17 protein-coding genes are annotated in these 16701 nt (G+C 62.3%); 8 read left to right on the top strand and 9 right to left on the bottom strand.

The window, feature by feature from the left end:
• Window position 1: 1 nt before the first annotated feature.
• The 4 genes from AC6HU3_RS06985 to AC6HU3_RS06970 all read right to left on the bottom strand — a co-directional run bounded on the left by AC6HU3_RS06985 (window position 2) and on the right by AC6HU3_RS06970 (window position 4337).
• Window positions 2-778 (bottom strand): alpha/beta fold hydrolase, encoded by a 777-nt coding sequence (locus AC6HU3_RS06985; RefSeq protein WP_497473057.1) that lies wholly within the window; start codon window positions 776-778, stop codon window positions 2-4.
• Entirely contained in the window at window positions 775-2598 is a 1824-nt protein-coding gene (gene aspS / locus AC6HU3_RS06980) for an aspartate--tRNA ligase (RefSeq protein ID WP_497473056.1), read from the bottom strand. Before aspS ends, AC6HU3_RS06985 begins: the two co-directional genes overlap by 4 nt.
• A gap of 63 nt (window positions 2599-2661) precedes the next feature.
• Window positions 2662-3576 carry a UbiA prenyltransferase family protein gene (locus tag AC6HU3_RS06975; RefSeq protein WP_497536300.1) on the bottom strand — a complete coding sequence of 305 codons (915 nt, stop codon included), beginning with the start codon at window positions 3574-3576 and terminating at the stop codon, window positions 2662-2664.
• On the bottom strand, window positions 3576-4337 hold the full coding sequence (locus tag AC6HU3_RS06970) for a hypothetical protein (protein ID WP_497473055.1): 762 nt from the start codon (window positions 4335-4337) through the stop codon (window positions 3576-3578). Before AC6HU3_RS06970 ends, AC6HU3_RS06975 begins: the two co-directional genes overlap by 1 nt.
• A gap of 316 nt (window positions 4338-4653) precedes the next feature.
• On the opposite strand from AC6HU3_RS06970, the gene purE reads away from it, so the two are divergent.
• The 8 genes from purE to AC6HU3_RS06930 all read left to right on the top strand — a co-directional run bounded on the left by purE (window position 4654) and on the right by AC6HU3_RS06930 (window position 10791).
• Window positions 4654-5151, top strand: coding sequence for a 5-(carboxyamino)imidazole ribonucleotide mutase (gene purE, locus AC6HU3_RS06965; RefSeq protein ID WP_497473054.1), 498 nt, complete (start codon window positions 4654-4656; stop codon window positions 5149-5151).
• Window positions 5148-6290 carry a 5-(carboxyamino)imidazole ribonucleotide synthase gene (locus AC6HU3_RS06960; protein ID WP_497473053.1) on the top strand — a complete coding sequence of 381 codons (1143 nt, stop codon included), beginning with the start codon at window positions 5148-5150 and terminating at the stop codon, window positions 6288-6290. The genes purE and AC6HU3_RS06960 overlap by 4 nt, the downstream gene beginning before the upstream one ends.
• A 241-nt stretch (window positions 6291-6531) precedes the next feature.
• Window positions 6532-6744, top strand: a complete 213-nt coding sequence (locus AC6HU3_RS06955) for a cold-shock protein (protein ID WP_497473052.1) — start codon at window positions 6532-6534, stop codon at window positions 6742-6744.
• A 113-nt stretch (window positions 6745-6857) separates the two neighbouring features.
• On the top strand, window positions 6858-7190 hold the full coding sequence (locus AC6HU3_RS06950; protein ID WP_497473051.1) for a phage holin family protein: 333 nt from the start codon (window positions 6858-6860) through the stop codon (window positions 7188-7190).
• Window positions 7191-7856, top strand: coding sequence for a response regulator transcription factor (locus AC6HU3_RS06945; protein ID WP_497473050.1), 666 nt, complete (start codon window positions 7191-7193; stop codon window positions 7854-7856).
• 22 nt (window positions 7857-7878) lie between these two features.
• A complete protein-coding gene (locus AC6HU3_RS06940; RefSeq protein ID WP_497473049.1) occupies window positions 7879-8955 on the top strand; it encodes a sensor histidine kinase in 1077 nt (358 codons plus the stop codon).
• A 51-nt stretch (window positions 8956-9006) separates the two neighbouring features.
• On the top strand, window positions 9007-9516 hold the full coding sequence (locus AC6HU3_RS06935) for a DUF2231 domain-containing protein (RefSeq protein WP_497473048.1): 510 nt from the start codon (window positions 9007-9009) through the stop codon (window positions 9514-9516).
• 78 nt (window positions 9517-9594) lie between these two features.
• Window positions 9595-10791, top strand: a complete 1197-nt coding sequence (locus AC6HU3_RS06930; protein ID WP_497473047.1) for a hypothetical protein — start codon at window positions 9595-9597, stop codon at window positions 10789-10791.
• Here the strand turns inward: AC6HU3_RS06930 and AC6HU3_RS06925 are convergent, their stop codons facing one another.
• The 5 genes from AC6HU3_RS06925 to AC6HU3_RS06905 are packed head-to-tail and all read right to left on the bottom strand — an operon-like array spanning window position 10792 to window position 16691.
• Window positions 10792-11613 carry a hypothetical protein gene (locus tag AC6HU3_RS06925; protein ID WP_497473046.1) on the bottom strand — a complete coding sequence of 274 codons (822 nt, stop codon included), beginning with the start codon at window positions 11611-11613 and terminating at the stop codon, window positions 10792-10794.
• Window positions 11589-13448 (bottom strand): hypothetical protein, encoded by a 1860-nt coding sequence (locus AC6HU3_RS06920; RefSeq protein ID WP_497473045.1) that lies wholly within the window; start codon window positions 13446-13448, stop codon window positions 11589-11591. Before AC6HU3_RS06920 ends, AC6HU3_RS06925 begins: the two co-directional genes overlap by 25 nt.
• Window positions 13445-14419 (bottom strand): Flp pilus assembly protein CpaB, encoded by a 975-nt coding sequence (gene cpaB / locus AC6HU3_RS06915; RefSeq protein ID WP_497473044.1) that lies wholly within the window; start codon window positions 14417-14419, stop codon window positions 13445-13447. The genes AC6HU3_RS06920 and cpaB overlap by 4 nt, the downstream gene beginning before the upstream one ends.
• A complete protein-coding gene (locus tag AC6HU3_RS06910; RefSeq protein ID WP_497473043.1) occupies window positions 14416-15363 on the bottom strand; it encodes a histone deacetylase family protein in 948 nt (315 codons plus the stop codon). The genes cpaB and AC6HU3_RS06910 overlap by 4 nt, the downstream gene beginning before the upstream one ends.
• Window positions 15360-16691 (bottom strand): hypothetical protein, encoded by a 1332-nt coding sequence (locus tag AC6HU3_RS06905; protein WP_497473042.1) that lies wholly within the window; start codon window positions 16689-16691, stop codon window positions 15360-15362. Before AC6HU3_RS06905 ends, AC6HU3_RS06910 begins: the two co-directional genes overlap by 4 nt.
• Between the last annotated feature and the right edge of the window lie 10 nt (window positions 16692-16701).

Here is a 16701-nt window from a genome sequence, read left to right as displayed (position 1 = left end):
GTCAGCCGATTTCTCTCAGAAACCGGACCAGCCGTTCCCGGAAGCCCTCGGGATCTTCCACGGCCGACAGGTGACCGGAACCGGGAATCACCTCAAGACGGGCGTGGGGCATTTTGTTCACCATGCGCTCCATCACCTCCGGCGGCGTGAGTTCGTCCTCTTCTCCCGCGATGGCCAGAACCGGGACCTCCACGGTGGGAAGCATGGACACCGAGTCCGGCCGGTTTTTCATCGCCGTGAGGGCCAGCACCAGGGCCTGATCTGGCGCTTCTTCCATCCAGCGCCGCACCTTCTCCACCACCTCCGGACGGGTCCTGAGGGTGGTGGGGCCCACAAGCCGGGGAAGAAGATCGGCCAGGTAGCCTTCCCGATCTCCGGAACGAATCCGGGCGATGGCTTTCTCCCGTGCCTCACGGGCCTCCGGTCCGTCCATCTCCGCCCGGGTGTCCGCAAGGACCATCCCCGAAACCCTTGACCAGAACATATCGTACAGCCGGAAGGCGATGTAGCCTCCCATGGACAGGCCCACCACCACCGCCCGCTCCACCCCCTCCCGGTCCAGGATGTCCACCACCGCCTGGGCCACATCCGCAAGATCATAGGGCTTTTCCGGCACGGGGCTCTCTCCGAAGCCCGGCGCGTCCACCCGGATGGCCTTCATCCCCTCAAGACCCGCCACCACCCCATCCCACATCCTGCGGTTCAGGGGGAAGGCGTGGAGAAACACCACGGGGAGCCCCTCCCCGCGGACTTCATAGGCAAGGTTCAGCGTGCTCATGCATCTCCCTCCTTCACGACCCGGATCCCCAGTTCCTCCAGCTGACGGTCGTCCACCTCGGACGGTGCACCCTCAAAAAGCGCCTGGGCGCTGGTGGTTTTGGGGAAGGCGATCACGTCCCGGATGGAGTCCGCCCCCACGATGAGGGCCACGATCCGATCCACCCCCGGCGCAATCCCCCCGTGAGGAGGCGCCCCGTATTCAAACACCCTGAGGAGAAACCCGAACCGGCGCTCCCGCTCCTCCGGAGGAAGGCCGATGAGATCCATCACCGCTTCCTGCATGGCCCGCTCGTGGATCCGGATGGATCCCGACCCCACCTCCCATCCGTTCAGGACCAGATCATACTGCTTGCCCCGGATCCTCAGGAGATGGGCCTCCACCTCCGCCAGCGTCCTCCGGTCGCCGGCCCGGAGCCCCTCCATCCGGGCCTCAAGCCAGGGTTTGAGTTCGCGGAACCGGGGAAGGTCTTCCTCCACGATCTGGGTGAACATGTGGTGAGCGGGTTCCAGGCGCCTCTCGTCTTCGTTCCATTCCAGGATGGGGAAGTGGGTAACCCACAGGCCGAAAAACCCTTCCCGGAGGCGTTTCCGCTGGTGGGCCACCCGCCTGCGGATTTCCCCGAGAATCCGGTGGGGGAGCCAGCCGAAGTCCGCCACCGCGAACAGGGTTCCGGTCCCCCCTTCCGGAGCCACCGGGAGCTGAACGTCCGAAAGCCAGCGGGCCAGGGGTCCTGAAGTCCAGCGGTTTTCTTCCAGGCGGGCCCACAGAAGACCCCCCGCCCCGAAATCCTTCGCAAGCTGCGTGAAGGCATCCAGCTCCTTCCGGCTGAAGGTTTCTGGAAGGAACAGGCCCATCACCCGTCCCCCCTGCTCCACCACCCCATCCACCACACGGAACCCCCGACCGGCCAGCGCGTCCGTGAGATCCGCCAGCTCCGGGTACACAATCCGCAGATCCGGCTTGTCCGTGCCGAACCGCCGCATCGCCTCTTCAAAGGTCAGGCGGGGGAAGGGGACGGAAAGCTCCACCCCCACGGCACGAAAGGCATGGTGCATCATCCGTTCGGTGAGGGACAGGACATCTTCCATATCCACAAAGCTCATCTCCAGGTCAATCTGGGTAAATTCCGGCTGGCGGTCCGCCCGGAGGTCCTCATCCCGGAAGCACCGGGCAATCTGGAAATAGCGGTCGTATCCCGCCACCATCAGGATCTGCTTGTAGAGCTGGGGGGACTGGGGCAGGGCATAGAATTTGCCCCGGTGAAGGCGGGAAGGAACCAGGAAGTCCCGGGCTCCTTCCGGCGTGCTCCGGGTCAGGATGGGGGTCTCGATCTCCAGAAACCCCTCCCGGTCCAGAAAATCCCTCACCGCTTTGATGAACCGGTGCCGGGTTTCCAGATAGCGCTGCATCACCGGACGGCGAAGGTCCAGAAAACGCCACTTCAGGCGGGTTTCCTCAAAGGCGTCCACATCGTCCCGGATGGGGAAGGGAAGGGGCCGAGTGGTGTTCAGGACCACGATCCGTTCGGCCACCACCTCAATCGCACCGGTCCTGCCGGGGCGGATTTCCTTCTCCGGACGTTTCCGGACCGTGCCCTCCACCTGGATCACCGACTCTTCGGGAAAGGACTTCGCCTGCTGGACCAGCTCCGGGTCCTCCACCACCACCTGGGTGGTGCCATAGCGGTCCCGCAGGACCAGGAACACGAAGGGACCCATATCCCGCCGGCTCGCCACCCATCCGGCCAGGGTCACCCGTTCGTTCACATGTTCAACCGACAGTTCGCCGCACGTGTGGGTCCGAAAACGGGTTCGCATAACACCCTCCCTGATCTTGTGTACCGGTGAATTCTGAAGCACCGGGCACGTTCTTTCAGGGTTTCACCGCCCCCGGAGGGATGGGTACACCAGGCCGAAGCGGTGGCGGTAATACAGGCGAAGGGCCAGGAAGGTGAGAAGGCCCAGCACAAGGTACGGCGGGAACCGGATCCCCGAGAGAAGGCCAAAAAGCCCTCCGGCCACCCGGTAGGAGAGCTTGTCAAACCGGGCGGGATCAAACCCCGCCGCCGCGAAGAGGGGCAGGGAAAGGGCTGACACCGCAAGTACCGGCAAATTCCCCACCCGCGCGGAAAACAGCACCACAAGCCACAGCATCCCGAACCCCAGCCAGGCCGTCCGGCGGGGTCCGAGCTTCACCCCCGTGGTCCAAAGCCCCGCCGCCCGGTCCCCCGGGATGTCCGGCAGGGTGGTGTTCAGAAACACCGCCCCCACCGCAAACACGAAGGGCAGGGCCTCCGCGAACGCTCGCCGGGTGAGGGGCGCGGCCAGGGACCAGCCCACCAGGAAATTCACCAGACCATAACCCAGGGCGTTGCATGCAAGGTCCAGAAAGGGCCGTCCCTTGAACCGGAAGGGGGGCCAGGAATACAGCACCCCCATGACAAAGGAAATCCCCCACAGCACGAGATAGATCCGGGGGAGAAAAAGTCCGATGAGGAGGGACAACCCCGTGGTGATCCAGAACACCCCCCAGGCCCATGAAAGGGGCACAAGACCGTCCGCAAGGAGAAAGAGTTTCCGGTTCACCCGGTCGGATTCCCGATCCGTGATCTGGTTCAGGACATAGGCACCCCCGAGGAGAAGGGAATAGGACAGGAGCCCCAGCCAGAACCGGGGAGGGAAGGACGTCCGGACAAAGCCTTCCGGACGGGCAAGATCATAGCCCCAGAAGAGAAGGGCCCACACGGGAAGAAGCAACGTGGGGCGAAGGAGCATCAGGGTGTCCAGAAGACGCATCACCGGAGGGGACCCTGACCTTCGTAGCCCTGGAGGGGAATCCGGCGGTCGGTGTGAACGTCCAGAAAGAGGGTGTGGTGGGCGTAATACCGGTGGGTTTCCCGACCGGAGGCACGGCGGACCAGGAAGGCGTGGGCGATGGCCGAGACATAGCGAAATCCGCGGGGGGTTGCGAGTTCCACGAGATGGCGCTCCGGTGCCCAGCACTCCAGGTCAAACTGGCCTTCCTCCCCCTGAAACACATACCGCCAGCGAAAAGGCCGGACGTGATGGCGTCCTGTGGCGTTCTGGAGGTGAAAGTCCGGGGTGTGCCAGGAGAGATCTCCCTCATAGCGGGTGGCAAGAAGTCCCCGCCGGGGAAACAGAAGGGCGGAGAAACTGCCGGTCCGGGCGTGTTCAAAGCGGTGGGCAGAAAGGGAGAGATACAGGGGAGGGTCGTCCGGTGCCTCTCGCAGGGCGTGGCGCCCCCCCTCAAAGGTGAACACCTCACCGTCCACCTCCAGGACACCCTCCACCCTGACCACCGCAAACCGCCAGGGCGGGGCGATCCGCTCCCGATCTTCCCGAACCCGGAAATCCATCCGCACCGTGCGGGAGCTCCCCCGGATCTCTCCGGAGAACCCCCGGGATTCTCCCTGTTCTTCCAAGATCCAGGGGCCCTGGAGATCGTCCGCGTCAAAGAACACGAACCGCCGGAGATCCTTCTCCACCTCCAGCAGGGCCGCCCGTCCGGTATCCAGGGTCAGGATCAGGCTTTTCATCCCTCACACCCTCTCCGCAGAAAAACCGCCAGCATGCCCAGGAAAAAGAACAGGATGGGCGGATTGGGCACGTTCTGGACAAGCACCGAACCCATGGTTTCCATTTTCTGTCTCCGTGAATGCGAATGTGAACGCAATTGAACTGGAACGTATGCCGGATGGGCACCTGTAACGATACGCAAACGTCTTCGTACCGTCAAACGTTCGTGGTGTCCTTGCCGGTTTCTGGGGATCCGGTTATAATTGGGGCGTTCTGAGCAACGGGGCCATGGAGGGGCCCGATGTCACCACGACCGTTCACAACGGGGAGGGTTCCATGGAAAAGCCGCTTGTGGGGATCATCATGGGGAGTCAGTCGGACTGGCCTGTGATGAAACATGCAGCCGAAACGCTGGCATCCCTGGATATTCCCTATGAGGTGCGCATCGTGAGCGCCCACCGCACACCGGACTGGATGTTTGAATATGCCGAGACGGCGGAACGTCGGGGACTGGAAGTGATCATCGCCGGGGCGGGTGGGGCGGCTCATCTGCCCGGCATGACGGCTTCCAAAACCCTTCTGCCCGTGCTGGGTGTTCCCATCCCCGCCACGTCCCTCAACGGTCTGGACGCCCTGCTCTCCATTGTCCAGATGCCCGGCGGGATTCCCGTGGGAACCCTGGCCATCGGAAAAGCCGGCGCCATCAATGCGGCGTTGCTGGCCGCCTCCATTCTGGGGAACAAATATCCCGAGATCCGGGAGCGTCTGCGCGCCTTCCGGGAAAATCAGACGGCCCGGGTGCTGGAAAAGCCCCATCCGGAGGCTGACGAATGACCCCCCTCCCGCCCGGAAAAACCATCGGGGTGCTCGGCGGGGGGCAACTGGGGAAAATGACCGCCATCGCGGCCCAGCGGATGGGTTATGAGGTGGTCACCCTTGCACCCGATCCCCATGCCCCGGCGGGGAGGGTGAGCCGTCTGGTGGTGGGAACCTATGACAACGTGGAAGCGGCCCTGGAGGTGGCCCGCTCCAGTGACGTGGTGACCGTTGAGTTTGAGCATATCTCCGGAGACGTTCTCGAAGCCGTGGCTTCCCTCCGTCCCCTTTTCCCTTCTCCGGAGGTGGTGGCCATCGCCCGGGATCGAATCCGGGAAAAAACCTTCCTCCGGGAGAGGGGCTACCCCCTTCCCGCCTTCCATGTTGTGCGCACGGACTCCGATCTCCACGAAGCCGTCCAGAAGGTGGGCGTTCCGGCGGTTCTCAAAACCGCGACAGGCGGCTACGATGGAAAGGGACAGGTCTTTCTTCAATCCCCCGAGGAAGCCTATCCCGCCTGGGAGGCCCTCGGAAAGGTCCCCTGCGTTCTGGAGGCCTTTGTGGAACTGTCCGGAGAGTGTTCGGTGATCGTGGCCCGGAACGTCCGGGGTGAAGAGGAGGTTTTCCCCGTTGCCGAAAACACCCATCACCGCCATATCCTGGACACCTCGGTGATGCCTGCCCGGATTCCCCCCGAACTCCAGCGGGAAGCCCAGGAGATTGCAGGAAGCCTTGCGGATGATCTTGAACTTGTGGGACTTCTCTGCGTGGAGTTTTTCATCAGCCGGGAGGGGAAGATTCTGGTGAACGAACTCGCCCCACGCCCCCACAATTCGGGCCACGGGACCTTCGACGCCGCGGTGACCTCCCAGTTCGAGCAACTCGTGCGGGCCATCACAGGTATGCCCCTCGGTTCCCCCGAACTCTATCGCCCGGTGGCCATCGCCAACCTCCTTGGGGATCTCTGGGCAGGGGGCGAACCGGCCTGGGATCGCGTGCTTCACGATCCCTATGTGAAACTGCATCTCTATGGGAAACGGGATCCCCGTCCGGGACGGAAAATGGGACATCTCACCGCCACGGGAATCACCCCCGACGAGGCCCTTCACCGGGTCCTGACCGCCAGACAGCGCCTCGAGTCCGGAGTCTCCTCCTGAGGAGATGAACACGCGGGGACATGTGCTTCCACCGTCCGAACGCCCGCGGGATGAAGGAGGGGATGTCGGGTTTCGTGGGATAAGACGCAAGATTTGACAGGGTGCCTCCCGGGGTGTATCCTTGGTTCGTCTCTGGAAAAACCTCGAGGATTCCCCGAGACTCAACCGTACGCTCACATGAGCGGAAAAGATGGCCCGCAGCGTGCTGCGGAAAGCCCCCAGGGGGCTGGAGGATAGCAGGATGACGTACAAAGGACAGGTGAAATGGTTCAACGGGATGAAGGGCTACGGCTTCATTGCCCGTGAAGACGGCCAGGGAGAGGTGTTCGTGCATTTCTCCGACATCGTGGACCAGCATGGGTACAAGACCCTGGAAGAGGGTCAGCAGGTGGAGTTCCGGGTGGAGAACACTCCCCGGGGTCCCAAGGCCCAGGACGTCCGTGTGATCGGGTGAGGCAGCGCTTCACAACGACACAGGAGGGGCGGCCTTCGGCCGCCCCTTTTTCTTTTTCACGGACGGTTCGATGAACCGTCCGTATACTTCATGTCAAACGAGGAGGTTCCCCGATGAAACTCCTGGCCCGATGGCTGGTGAGCGCCCTCTCGCTGTGGGTGGTGTCCTTTCTCATTCCGGGGATGGAGATCTCCGGTCCCCTGGCCCTGTTCGGTGGAGCGCTGGTCCTGGGGCTCCTCAACGCCCTGGTGAAACCCCTGCTCGTCCTCCTCACCCTTCCCCTCACCCTGCTCACCCTGGGGCTCTTCCTTCTCGTCCTCAACGCCGCCATGTTTTCCCTGGCCGCATGGTTTGTCCCGGGTTTTGAGGTGGCGGGGTTCTGGAGTTCCTTTTTCGGCGCCCTCCTCTATTCCATCATCAACTTCTTCCTGAGCCGGCTTGTGTAGATGCTCCCCGGTCCCTGGACCCTTTTCCTCGTGGAAGACGATCCGGTCCTGGGAGATGGGCTGCGAGACTTTTTCGAAAGCGAAGGCTTTCAGGTGGTGTGGGCACGCTCAGTGCTCCAGGCACGGGGCGAAGGCATCGATGGAAAAGACCTGGCCGTCGTGGACTGGATGCTCCCGGACGGTCGTGGACTGGATGTCCTCAAAGCCCTCAAGGAAGCAGATCCCCTTTTCCCCGTGATCTTCCTGACCGTCCGGCAAAGGGTGGAGGACAAGGTGCAGGCGCTGGACCTGGGGGCGGATGATTATGTGGTGAAGCCCTTTGAGCCCCGGGAACTCCTCGCCCGGATTTTTGCCCTTCTTCGCCGAACCTACACCCTCCACGCACGCTTTCGCCTGGATGATGTGGAGGTGGATCTCTCGGACGGAACGGTACGCACCCCTTCGGAACGTTATACCCTCCCTCAGAAAGAACGTCTCCTTCTCCAGGAACTGTGGAAACGTCGCAATCGCGTGGTCCGGTATGCCCATCTCGAACGCGTTCTGTGGGGGGAAGAAACACCCGGAAACCGGGCAAGTCTCCAGGTGTTCGTGAGTCATCTGAGAAAAATCCTGGGTCGGGACCGGATCGAAAATGTTCGCCATCTGGGGTACCGCCTTAAGGCGTAGGTTTGTCCAGTCCCGGCTGCGTGTGGCCGGACTGTTTGCCCTGACCGCAGCCGTTGCCGTGGTGACCATTGAATTGGTCCACGGAATCAACCACCTTCGTTATGCCCGCCACGAAGTGGAACGTCTGCTGCAGCAGACCACGCTCACTCTCCTTTCTGCAGTGGAATCCCACGAACACCTCCTGGAGTCGGGAGACACCCTCGCTTTCCTGGAGCGATTACGGCGTCTTCCTTTGCCCCACGGCCTGACATGGGAGATGCGGTCCCTCGACGGATCACCTGTCGCTTCCGGGGGGACGCCCTTATCCGATTCGTCCACATCCCTTCTATTCTACGACATGACCTGGACGGAACCTTCCCTTGGGACCTTCACCTTCCGTGTGTCATATCCTCTCCCTCTTCAGATCCGTCAGATCCTCCAGCGTTCCGCACTGGAAATTCTGCTTTTCCTGCCCCTTGCCGCACTGGTGGGGCTGGCCGTGGGATGGGTGTATGCGGGATGGAGTCTCAGGGAAGTGGACAACGCCCTGAGGCGGTATGACCACATCCTCCTCCAGGGGGCCCATGATCTCAAAACCCCCCTGTCCATTCTCCGGCTGGAACTGGGCAAATCCGCCCCCTCCCGAACACGGATGCAGGCAGCGGTCCGCAGACTGGAACATCTCTCGGAGAATATCCTTTTTCTTGCGGAAGGCTCCTTTCCTTCCTCTCCTCGTGAACCGGTGGACCTTTTCTCCCGGGTGAAGGAAACGCTTGATCTCTTTCAGGAAGAAATTCGTCTGAAACGCCTTGCCGTGACCCTTTTGGGCGAGCCCGGCATGCTCCGGGTGGAAGCCGATCCCCATGCTCTGGATCGAATGCTTCAAAACCTTGTGGACAACGCCCTCCGCTACACCCCGGAAGGGGGCTCCGTCCATATCTGGTTCAAGGGCAACACCCTGGGGCTGGAAAACACGGTGAGCGCAGAACCGGTTCCCACGGCCTCCCATGGACTGGGGTGGGCAGTCATCCGGGAAGTGGCCCGGATGCACGGGTGGACCATCCGGCGTGCTTCCTCCCGGGAATCCTACCGGGTTTGGGTTTCCTTCCCTGCTGTTTAAGGTTGTCTTAAGGTTCCCGCTGTATCCTTTGAATCAAACCGGAGGGCTTGGATGCATCACCTTTTCGAGCATCTGCACAATGCCGTTGTTCACTTCCCCATCGTTCTCGCGTATGGAGCGCTGGTTCTGGCCCTTTGGAGCCTCAGAGACCGCAGGGCCCGCATGGAGCTTCGCTGGGTTCTGCTTGTGGGCGCCTTGTTTGCTGTCTTTGCCTATTTTACAGGTGAACAGGCCGAAGAACGGGCCGAAGCCCGGGGCATTGCTGAACAGCTTGTGGAACTCCACGAAAGGGGAGGGGTTCTCACCGCTTCCCTCTTTGTCCTGGGTGCGCTTCTTGCATGGGCCGAATCCTTTGCCCGGGGGCTGCGCTATCTGGCCCTGGTGAGCGTCCTTCTTCTCTCGGCATCCGTTACGTACACGGGTTACCTGGGCGGCCAGATTGCCCACCCCCTGAGACCCTCTGTCCAGGACCAGCAACGTGGTGAAGGTGGAGGAGGGGGAGGAGGTCACCCCCTCCTCCCCGGTGGGGACGAAGAAGAGGATCACGACGAACTGGACTGAAAGGGGACAGGTGCGTCCATACACCCTGTTCGCCGGATGTACGGTACCCATGGCCACAGCGAAAACAGGAGGAACAGGATGAAACGGTATGGACTGTGGCTCACGGTCGCATGGATGATGCTTCCGGCCCCCGCAAGGGCCATTCCGGCCTTCGCCCGGAAATACGGGATCTCCTGCAACGCCTGTCACAAGGCGGTCCCCCATCTCAACGCCTTCGGACACCGATTCGCTGAAGGCGGGTATATCTTCGGGGACGTGGACCAGGGCACGCTCGCGACCGGAGATCCCGAACTGCATCTCCCGGAATATCCGCCGGTGGCCTTCCGGTTCATCCACTGGGTGGAGGGCCGCAATTTCGGGGAAGCCCAAGCGGACATCCAGGCACCTTATTTCGCCAAGATCCTGGCGGGTGCGCCCCTGGGGGAACACGTGCGGTTCTATTCCTATGTGATTTTTGAGAAAGGGGAACCGCCGAAGTTCGAGGACGCCTGGGTGGAACTCATGGGACTCCCCGGGGACCTTTCGGTCACCCTCGGGCAGTTTCAGATCTCGGACCTGATGTTCATGCGGGAGGTGCGCCTCACCCGGTCGGATTACATGATCTATCGCGTGGCACCGGCAGCCAACGGGTTTGCCCTCACCTACCACCGGGGGGTTCTGGTGGGGCTTCCCTTTCTGTCCACCACCCTGGGGGTGGTGAACGGAAACGGCATTGGGGAAGCCGAGCCCATCGGAACGGTGGGGGCTGCCCGTCCCTATCGTGATTTTGACAACAACACCGACAAGGCGTTTTTCGGACACCTGGTTCTTCCCATTCCCTCGCTCTCCGTGGGGCTCTTCGGACTGTACGGTCAGGATGGGATGGTGGACTCTCTCGGCGTCAACCGGATCAACCGGTTTCTCCGGGCGGGGGTGGACCTCGCCTATGACGCCGGTGCCTGGGACGTGTTTGCTCAGGCGCTGTGGGGACAGGATGACAATCCCTTTTATCAGGCCAACGGGGTGAAAAAGACCTTCTATGGAGGATTTGCCGGGCTGAACTGGGTGAAATCCTATCCGGTGGTGGTGTCCCTCCTTGTGAACTATGTGGATTCACCGGAAAACGATCCGTCTTATCGGGCCATCTGGACTCAGACGGTGGCGCTGAACCTGAGCTATTACCTCTATCGCAACGCCCGTGTGTTTCTTGAGGTTCAGGGGGATGCCCTGTCCACAGACGCCATCCACAGGGAACAGGAGCATCTGATCACCGCGGGGGTGGACGTCACCCTGTGATCATCCTCCGGCAACGTGATGCCGGAGGACCAGGAGGGTGGGGACGGCATAGAGGAAGAAAAGAAGCCAGAAAAGACTTTCCCGGTACGGGTCACGAAGGGAGAGCCCGAGGGCAAACAGTCCAAGCACGAAGGCGAGAAGGCCATACCCCACCCCTCCCCCCCAGAACACAGGGGGAAGGAGAAAGGCCAGGAAGGCGAAAACCGCCTGGACGTTCCGGGCGGTGGAATCCGGAAGAAGGGCCCAGAGACCCTCCCCATCCTTCCGATCCTTGTTCCCGAACACCAGGAACAGGCACACCCCAATTTCAAAGGCCACCTCTATGGCCCGGGGGGAGGGCCAAACACCGGAAATGCCGTACCCCGCCAGGATCACGCCCATGCCAATCCCCGCAAGAAGGAGAAGCCCCACTGGCCAGATCCGCTTCAGGGGCTTCGAGGGGGGGAGATGATACAGGAGACCCAGGACCACCACGACGTTTCCCAGGACCAGCACATCCCGAAAGAAAAACCCCAGCCACGCTTCACAAACCAGGATCCCCACCGCGGAAAGCCCGAAAAGCGTTCGGGGAGAGAGTCCCAGCCGGACCCAGGTGGGGGCGGTCGGGGGGTCTCGCCGTGCATCCACCCCATCGTTCAGGAACACGAAAGATTCATAAAGCACCACAAACCATCCCAGCACCGCGAGCCACCGGAGGGGGTCCACATCGTGCCCTTCCCAGCGGGCCATCAGGCTCCCCAGACCCAGAAGGGCCACGTAATAGGGGAGTTTCAGGAGGCGCGTGGCCTGAAAGAGGGTCAGGAGCCTTCCCGACAGGGACACACGGGACCTCCGCGGAACACCACCAGCCAGGGCACCGGGCAGTCCGGGGCCAGGCGGATCCACCGGGTGGAATCAGGCCCCAGGAGAGAATCCAGCACCGTCGCTACAAAAGGATGATAGGCTCCCGGAGGGGTTTCCTCAAACCACTGTTTCAGGGCTTCCTGGGCACGGGAGTCCCCGGACAGAAGCCGGGCATACAGGGCCACCCACTGGAAGGGCTCCGGCGCCTGATCCGGAAGGGGATAATCCCGGGCAAGGTTGGGGCGGGCACGCAGCAGCAGAAAGTCCACCAGGGGACCGGCTCCGCTCCGGGGAGAAAGGGCTCCCAGCCGGGTCATCCGCCCAAACCAGGCCAGGCCCGCCTCCGGATCCTGGAAGGCCAGACGATAAAGGATCTCCACCACCGGAAGGGTGTTCTCCGGAGATGGATAGGTTCCCGGAAAGGTGGAGGGAAGGGAAGGGTCCTGTCCCCACAGGGAAAGGTATCGCCCCCACAGGGGCGACGTTTCCCCCGGCCGATGAAGGAGCTGGGAACGCGCCTCCTCATAGCGACAGATTTCGTGGAAGCCATCGGCCAGGGCAAGACGCATCCAGGGCTCGTGGTTGCCCTTTCCATCGGGAAGACGCTGAAGAGAAACCCGAAGGGTGGTGTCCGCCTCCCCCAGAGAGAAAAACCGGTGAAGGGCGGCCACATCCCCATCGGGATGGGCATAGGCCACCCCCAGGAGAACCACCGGAAGCCACCGGAAACCCCGGGGCAGAAATTCGGACACGAGGGCCAGAATGAAGGATCCTACGACGATCAGGGGATGGTCCAGGAAGAGATAATGGCCTCGCCAGAGGGCGAGGCCCGAAAGAAAGGCCATCCAGTTCAGAACGGCCTTTCCCGGAAATTTTGGCAGAAGCTCTGCTTCTAGGGCGCCCCAGAGGGCAACGCCACCTGCCAGCACCAGAGGGACAGCCTGATAGAAGGTTCCGACGGACAGAACCACTGCGGCAACTGCAAGCATGTACCGACGCTCGGTTAAATGCCATCCCGCCCAGGCCCAGAGCATAGGAAGAAGAAGTCCGGCGAGTGCTGCTTGCCAGGGGAAAAACCGGATCTCCAGCGCCCCCACAAGAAATCCCAGGGCTGCCCAGAGGGGCGGGGCCGAACGGAGGTGTTTCCACGCCCGGCCATACCCGAACGCCGCCCCCAGAAGAAGGACCAGGAAAAAGGCGGTGGTGATGTGCTCTTTCCGGGTGAACACCCAGGGGATGGAGGGCGGATACAGATAGGCCGGCGGGCTCCCGGTGAGGATCATCCAGAGAAAGAGGCCATACAGGGCGAGAAGCCGGCGAAACCAGCCCACCCCCACCAGCCCCCCCCACACCCAGATGGCGCCCAGGGCCAGCAAAATCTGGGTTTTCATCCCGGCCGTGAGGGGCGGCGTGTGGGTCCAGAACACAAACACATAGAGGGACTTGTGGAGCACCTCCAGAGGATCCCGGAAATAGGCGGGAAAGGACGGACCGGCCAGAAATCCGTCCACCAGGGGGGTCACAAGCACAATCCACTGGGCAAAAAACAGGACCTTCAGGATCCGGAGGCTGTCCCGGGCATAGCCCGCCCATCGTAAAATCCAGGCAAAGCCTAGGTCCACCAGGAGATAGAAGGCGGGATATTGAAGCAGGGCATCCCAGAGGGGAAAGCGAAGGGTGTGGGGGATCTCCAGGGCCATCTCCAGAAGGTTCCGGAGATACACGGCCCCCGCAAAGGACCAGACCGCCCTCTCCCAGGGAGCCTCCTCCAGGGATCGGAGCAGGGAGAGGGCGGTCTCGGGAAACCGCCTCAAGGTCCCATCAAGCTGGGAAGCTGGGAAAGGACCTGCTGGGCAATGCCCGCAAAGTTCGGAACGGGCGGAGCCTGAACCCCACCGGGGGATGGCACATCCGCCTCACGAAAGCCTTTCTCCTCCCCGGCCAGGACGACCTGGTTCCCCACCACCTTGTAGCGCTTGCGGTTCACCCCCACATAGAGTTCCACTTCCCGGGGCTTGGGACGGGGGCGGTAACGCACCTTCGGTTTGTATTTGGCCACCACGTCCCGAACCCGCACCGGCTCAAGATACAGGGAATCCAGATCGCCCACCGCCCGGAGGGAAAGAACGGTGATGGCCACCTGGTTCAGGGCGATGAGATCCCGGGCCGTCTGGGGGTCCACCATCAGGGTGATGGTTCCGATGGCGCCCGCGGCCTCGGGGGTGATCATCCCCTGCTGCTGGAGTTCCGCCGCGGTGGCAAGACGCAGGCGGCCTCCCACCGCAGCCACCTGAAGGTTCTGGAAGGGCACCACGATCCAGCTCCGGTCCGGCTTCTGCTGATCTGGAAGCACGGCAAACACGTCCACAAAATCACCGGGCTGGATCATGCCGCCCACCCCCCGAACCGCATCCACCCGGATGGTGATGGCCCGCGTGCCCCGCTCAAGCACGGCAGAAAGTCCACCCAGCATCTCCGGACTCACGATGAGGTCGGAAAGGATCTGACTTCCCTTCTTGATGGGCACAAGGGTGATTTTGCCCACCACCTCTTCCAGGGTGAAGATCGCCCCTGGCTGAACAAACTGCATGGGGACCACCTCTGTGGCCAGCAGATCCGGGGTGATGCGGGTCCGGGCGGGGATATCGTCCGCCGCCACCACCACTTCCACGGTCTGGTATTGCTGCAGGAGTTTCTTCTTCTGCTCCTCCGTGTAGGACCAGAGGAGAAGGGCCGTGACAATGGAGAGCCCCATCGCGATCAAAAACATCATCGTTCGGCTCATTCCACCACTCCCGTTTTGCCGTTCAGGTTATATATAGGCACCGACCCGGAGGTTGTCAACCCCCGGAGGGCCTCCTCCAGAACCTCCGCCGTTTGAAGGTGGAGACGCACCGTGTCCTGGGGATTCCGGGCATATCCCCCACCCAGGGTGATGACCACCGGAATCTGGCGCTCCAGAGCACCCCGGATCACCATCCGGTCCCGTTCCCGCAAGGCGCGGGCTGAAAGGGCCAGCCCCCCCAGGAGATCCTCTTCATAGGGGTCCACACCTGCCTGATAGAGCACCAGATCCGGATCGAAAGCCCAGACCCGGGGAAGATGGCGGGCAAGGGTCTCCAGATACGCCTCATCCCCCGCTCCCCGGAACAACCCCACATCCAGGTCGCTTTTCTCTTTGGGGACAGGATAGAGGTCCTCTTGATGCATGGAGAAGGTAAAGACGTTCGAGTCTCCCTGAAAGATGGCGGCGGTTCCATTCCCCTGGTGGACGTCCAGATCCACCACCGCCGCGCGGCGGATGCGACCTTCCCGCTGGAGCCTGCGGATGGCGTAGGCCAGGTCATTCACATAGCAGAATCCCTCCGCGTGGTCGGGATAAGCGTGGTGAAATCCGCCCCCGATGTGGAGAGATCCGCCGTGTTCCAGCGCTTTTTCTGCCGCCAGATGGGTTCCCGCCGCCATATACCGGAAAGCGTCCACAATGGCCTGGTTCAGAGGGATTTCTGAAAAGCGGGTGCGGGGGGTCCAGCGGGCATGCCGGAGGTCGTCGAGATACTCCGACGTGTGCACGAGCAGAAGGTCTTCAAAGGATACCGGTTCCTCCACCGGAAGGAGACGCCATCCCCGCCCTTCCAGAATCCGGGCCAGTTCTCTGTATTTCTCCGCCGGGAACACATGGTCTCCCAGGTCGAAGGCCTCCAGCACCCGGGCATACACCCCGATCACCCCTCACCTCCCTCCACGGAAACCACCCATTCAAAGGCCCCTTCCTGGACCAGGGATTCCACTTCCTCCACCGGAATGCGACCGGAGGCAGCCATCTGGGTGATGCGAGGGGCAAACACCGCCACGGGGAAGGCGGCGAGAACGAGTCCAAGAAGGTCCTTCCGGTCCACACGGAGGGGTTCGCTTTCCACCGCCCGGGCAAACGCCAGGGATAGCCTGGATTCACGGGACCCCAGCCGGATCACCTCAGCCTGATCGGCTCCTTCCCGGACCACAAAGGCGAACACCTCACCCACCGCTGCAATCTCCACCTCCGGTCCCCCTTTCCCGATCACCATCACCAGTTCGGGATCGTCCATGTCCAGGAAATCCAGAGAAAGGTCCAGGGTTTCCATCACTTCCGTCACCGAGCGATCGTCTTCTTCCGGCAGGCGCAGACGGAGGGTCCGGGTCAGGAGCTCATAAGCCAGAATGTGGGCCGTGTCTCGCTTCGCAAATCCCGCGCCACCAAAGAAGGACGAACCGGGCTTTTCCACCAGGGCTCCGTTGTCCGACGTCTGGAGCTCCACGTGGAGCCCGGCGGTGTCCACCGCGGTCTGCCCCTGCCGACCCAGGGCAGCCTGAATCTCCTGAACGTGTTCGGGAGAATCGGAGGGAGAGATGACCAGACCGGAGAGCCGGGGCATGCGGGCCACCACGGGCTGACCACCTCCGGAACCCGCCACCATCACCCCAAGGAGGATGAGGAGAAGCACCACAAAGGATCCCAGGGTCACCGAGATCACCCGTCCCCGGAGGGTGTGATAGGCCTGGAGGACCGACTGGGACACAAACCGATCGGTAACGAGGACATACAGGGCCCCGATCCGCTGGGGTTGGCCCCGCACCAGGGTGGAAATGGGAACACCGATCAAATAGAGCGTGCCGGCATTTCCTTTGGTCGGCAGAGTTCCAAAAACAACGCGCTGGGATGTCTGACGAAGGGCAGGCTGTTCCGGGATAAAGGTGGCACCGGGTTCCAGGTCCCGCTCGGGATAGGCTGCGAACACCCGGTCCTCCCGATCCACCACCACGGCCTGATACACCCCCTCAGTGCGGGACACGAGATCCTGAAGAATCCGGAGGGCCTCCAGATCGTCGTTCTCCACCAGCCAGGTCACCAGGGACTGGGCGGTGGCCCTGGCGAGGACGTCCAGGCGGGAACGGAGTTCTTCCTCCACCCAGGTTTTCTGAAACCGGCTGAAGGCCCCCGAAAGGGTGAGATACAGAAAGCCCATCAGGATGAGGCCCACCACCAGGCCAACCACGCTGAGGATCCGACTGTTCATCCAGCAGCCT

Source organism: Caldifarcimen microaerophilum (assembly GCF_055387105.1).
The sequence above is the reverse complement of the archived record's forward strand: the minus strand, read 5'-3'. Positions and strand labels throughout refer to the sequence as shown.

What these genes read in the sequence shown, in the direction of transcription:
- AC6HU3_RS06985 (WP_497473057.1), bottom strand. Translation starts at nt 778, where the DNA reads ATGAGCACGCTGAACCTTGCCTATGAAGTCCGCGGGGAGGGGCTCCCC.
- aspS (WP_497473056.1), bottom strand. Translation starts at nt 2,598, where the DNA reads ATGCGAACCCGTTTTCGGACCCACACGTGCGGCGAACTGTCGGTTGAA.
- AC6HU3_RS06975 (WP_497536300.1), bottom strand. Translation starts at nt 3,576, where the DNA reads ATGCGTCTTCTGGACACCCTGATGCTCCTTCGCCCCACGTTGCTTCTT.
- AC6HU3_RS06970 (WP_497473055.1), bottom strand. Translation starts at nt 4,337, where the DNA reads ATGAAAAGCCTGATCCTGACCCTGGATACCGGACGGGCGGCCCTGCTG.
- purE (WP_497473054.1), top strand. Translation starts at nt 4,654, where the DNA reads ATGGAAAAGCCGCTTGTGGGGATCATCATGGGGAGTCAGTCGGACTGG.
- AC6HU3_RS06960 (WP_497473053.1), top strand. Translation starts at nt 5,148, where the DNA reads ATGACCCCCCTCCCGCCCGGAAAAACCATCGGGGTGCTCGGCGGGGGG.
- AC6HU3_RS06955 (WP_497473052.1), top strand. Translation starts at nt 6,532, where the DNA reads ATGACGTACAAAGGACAGGTGAAATGGTTCAACGGGATGAAGGGCTAC.
- AC6HU3_RS06950 (WP_497473051.1), top strand. Translation starts at nt 6,858, where the DNA reads ATGAAACTCCTGGCCCGATGGCTGGTGAGCGCCCTCTCGCTGTGGGTG.
- AC6HU3_RS06945 (WP_497473050.1), top strand. Translation starts at nt 7,191, where the DNA reads ATGCTCCCCGGTCCCTGGACCCTTTTCCTCGTGGAAGACGATCCGGTC.
- AC6HU3_RS06935 (WP_497473048.1), top strand. Translation starts at nt 9,007, where the DNA reads ATGCATCACCTTTTCGAGCATCTGCACAATGCCGTTGTTCACTTCCCC.
- AC6HU3_RS06930 (WP_497473047.1), top strand. Translation starts at nt 9,595, where the DNA reads ATGAAACGGTATGGACTGTGGCTCACGGTCGCATGGATGATGCTTCCG.
- cpaB (WP_497473044.1), bottom strand. Translation starts at nt 14,419, where the DNA reads ATGAGCCGAACGATGATGTTTTTGATCGCGATGGGGCTCTCCATTGTC.
- AC6HU3_RS06905 (WP_497473042.1), bottom strand. Translation starts at nt 16,691, where the DNA reads ATGAACAGTCGGATCCTCAGCGTGGTTGGCCTGGTGGTGGGCCTCATC.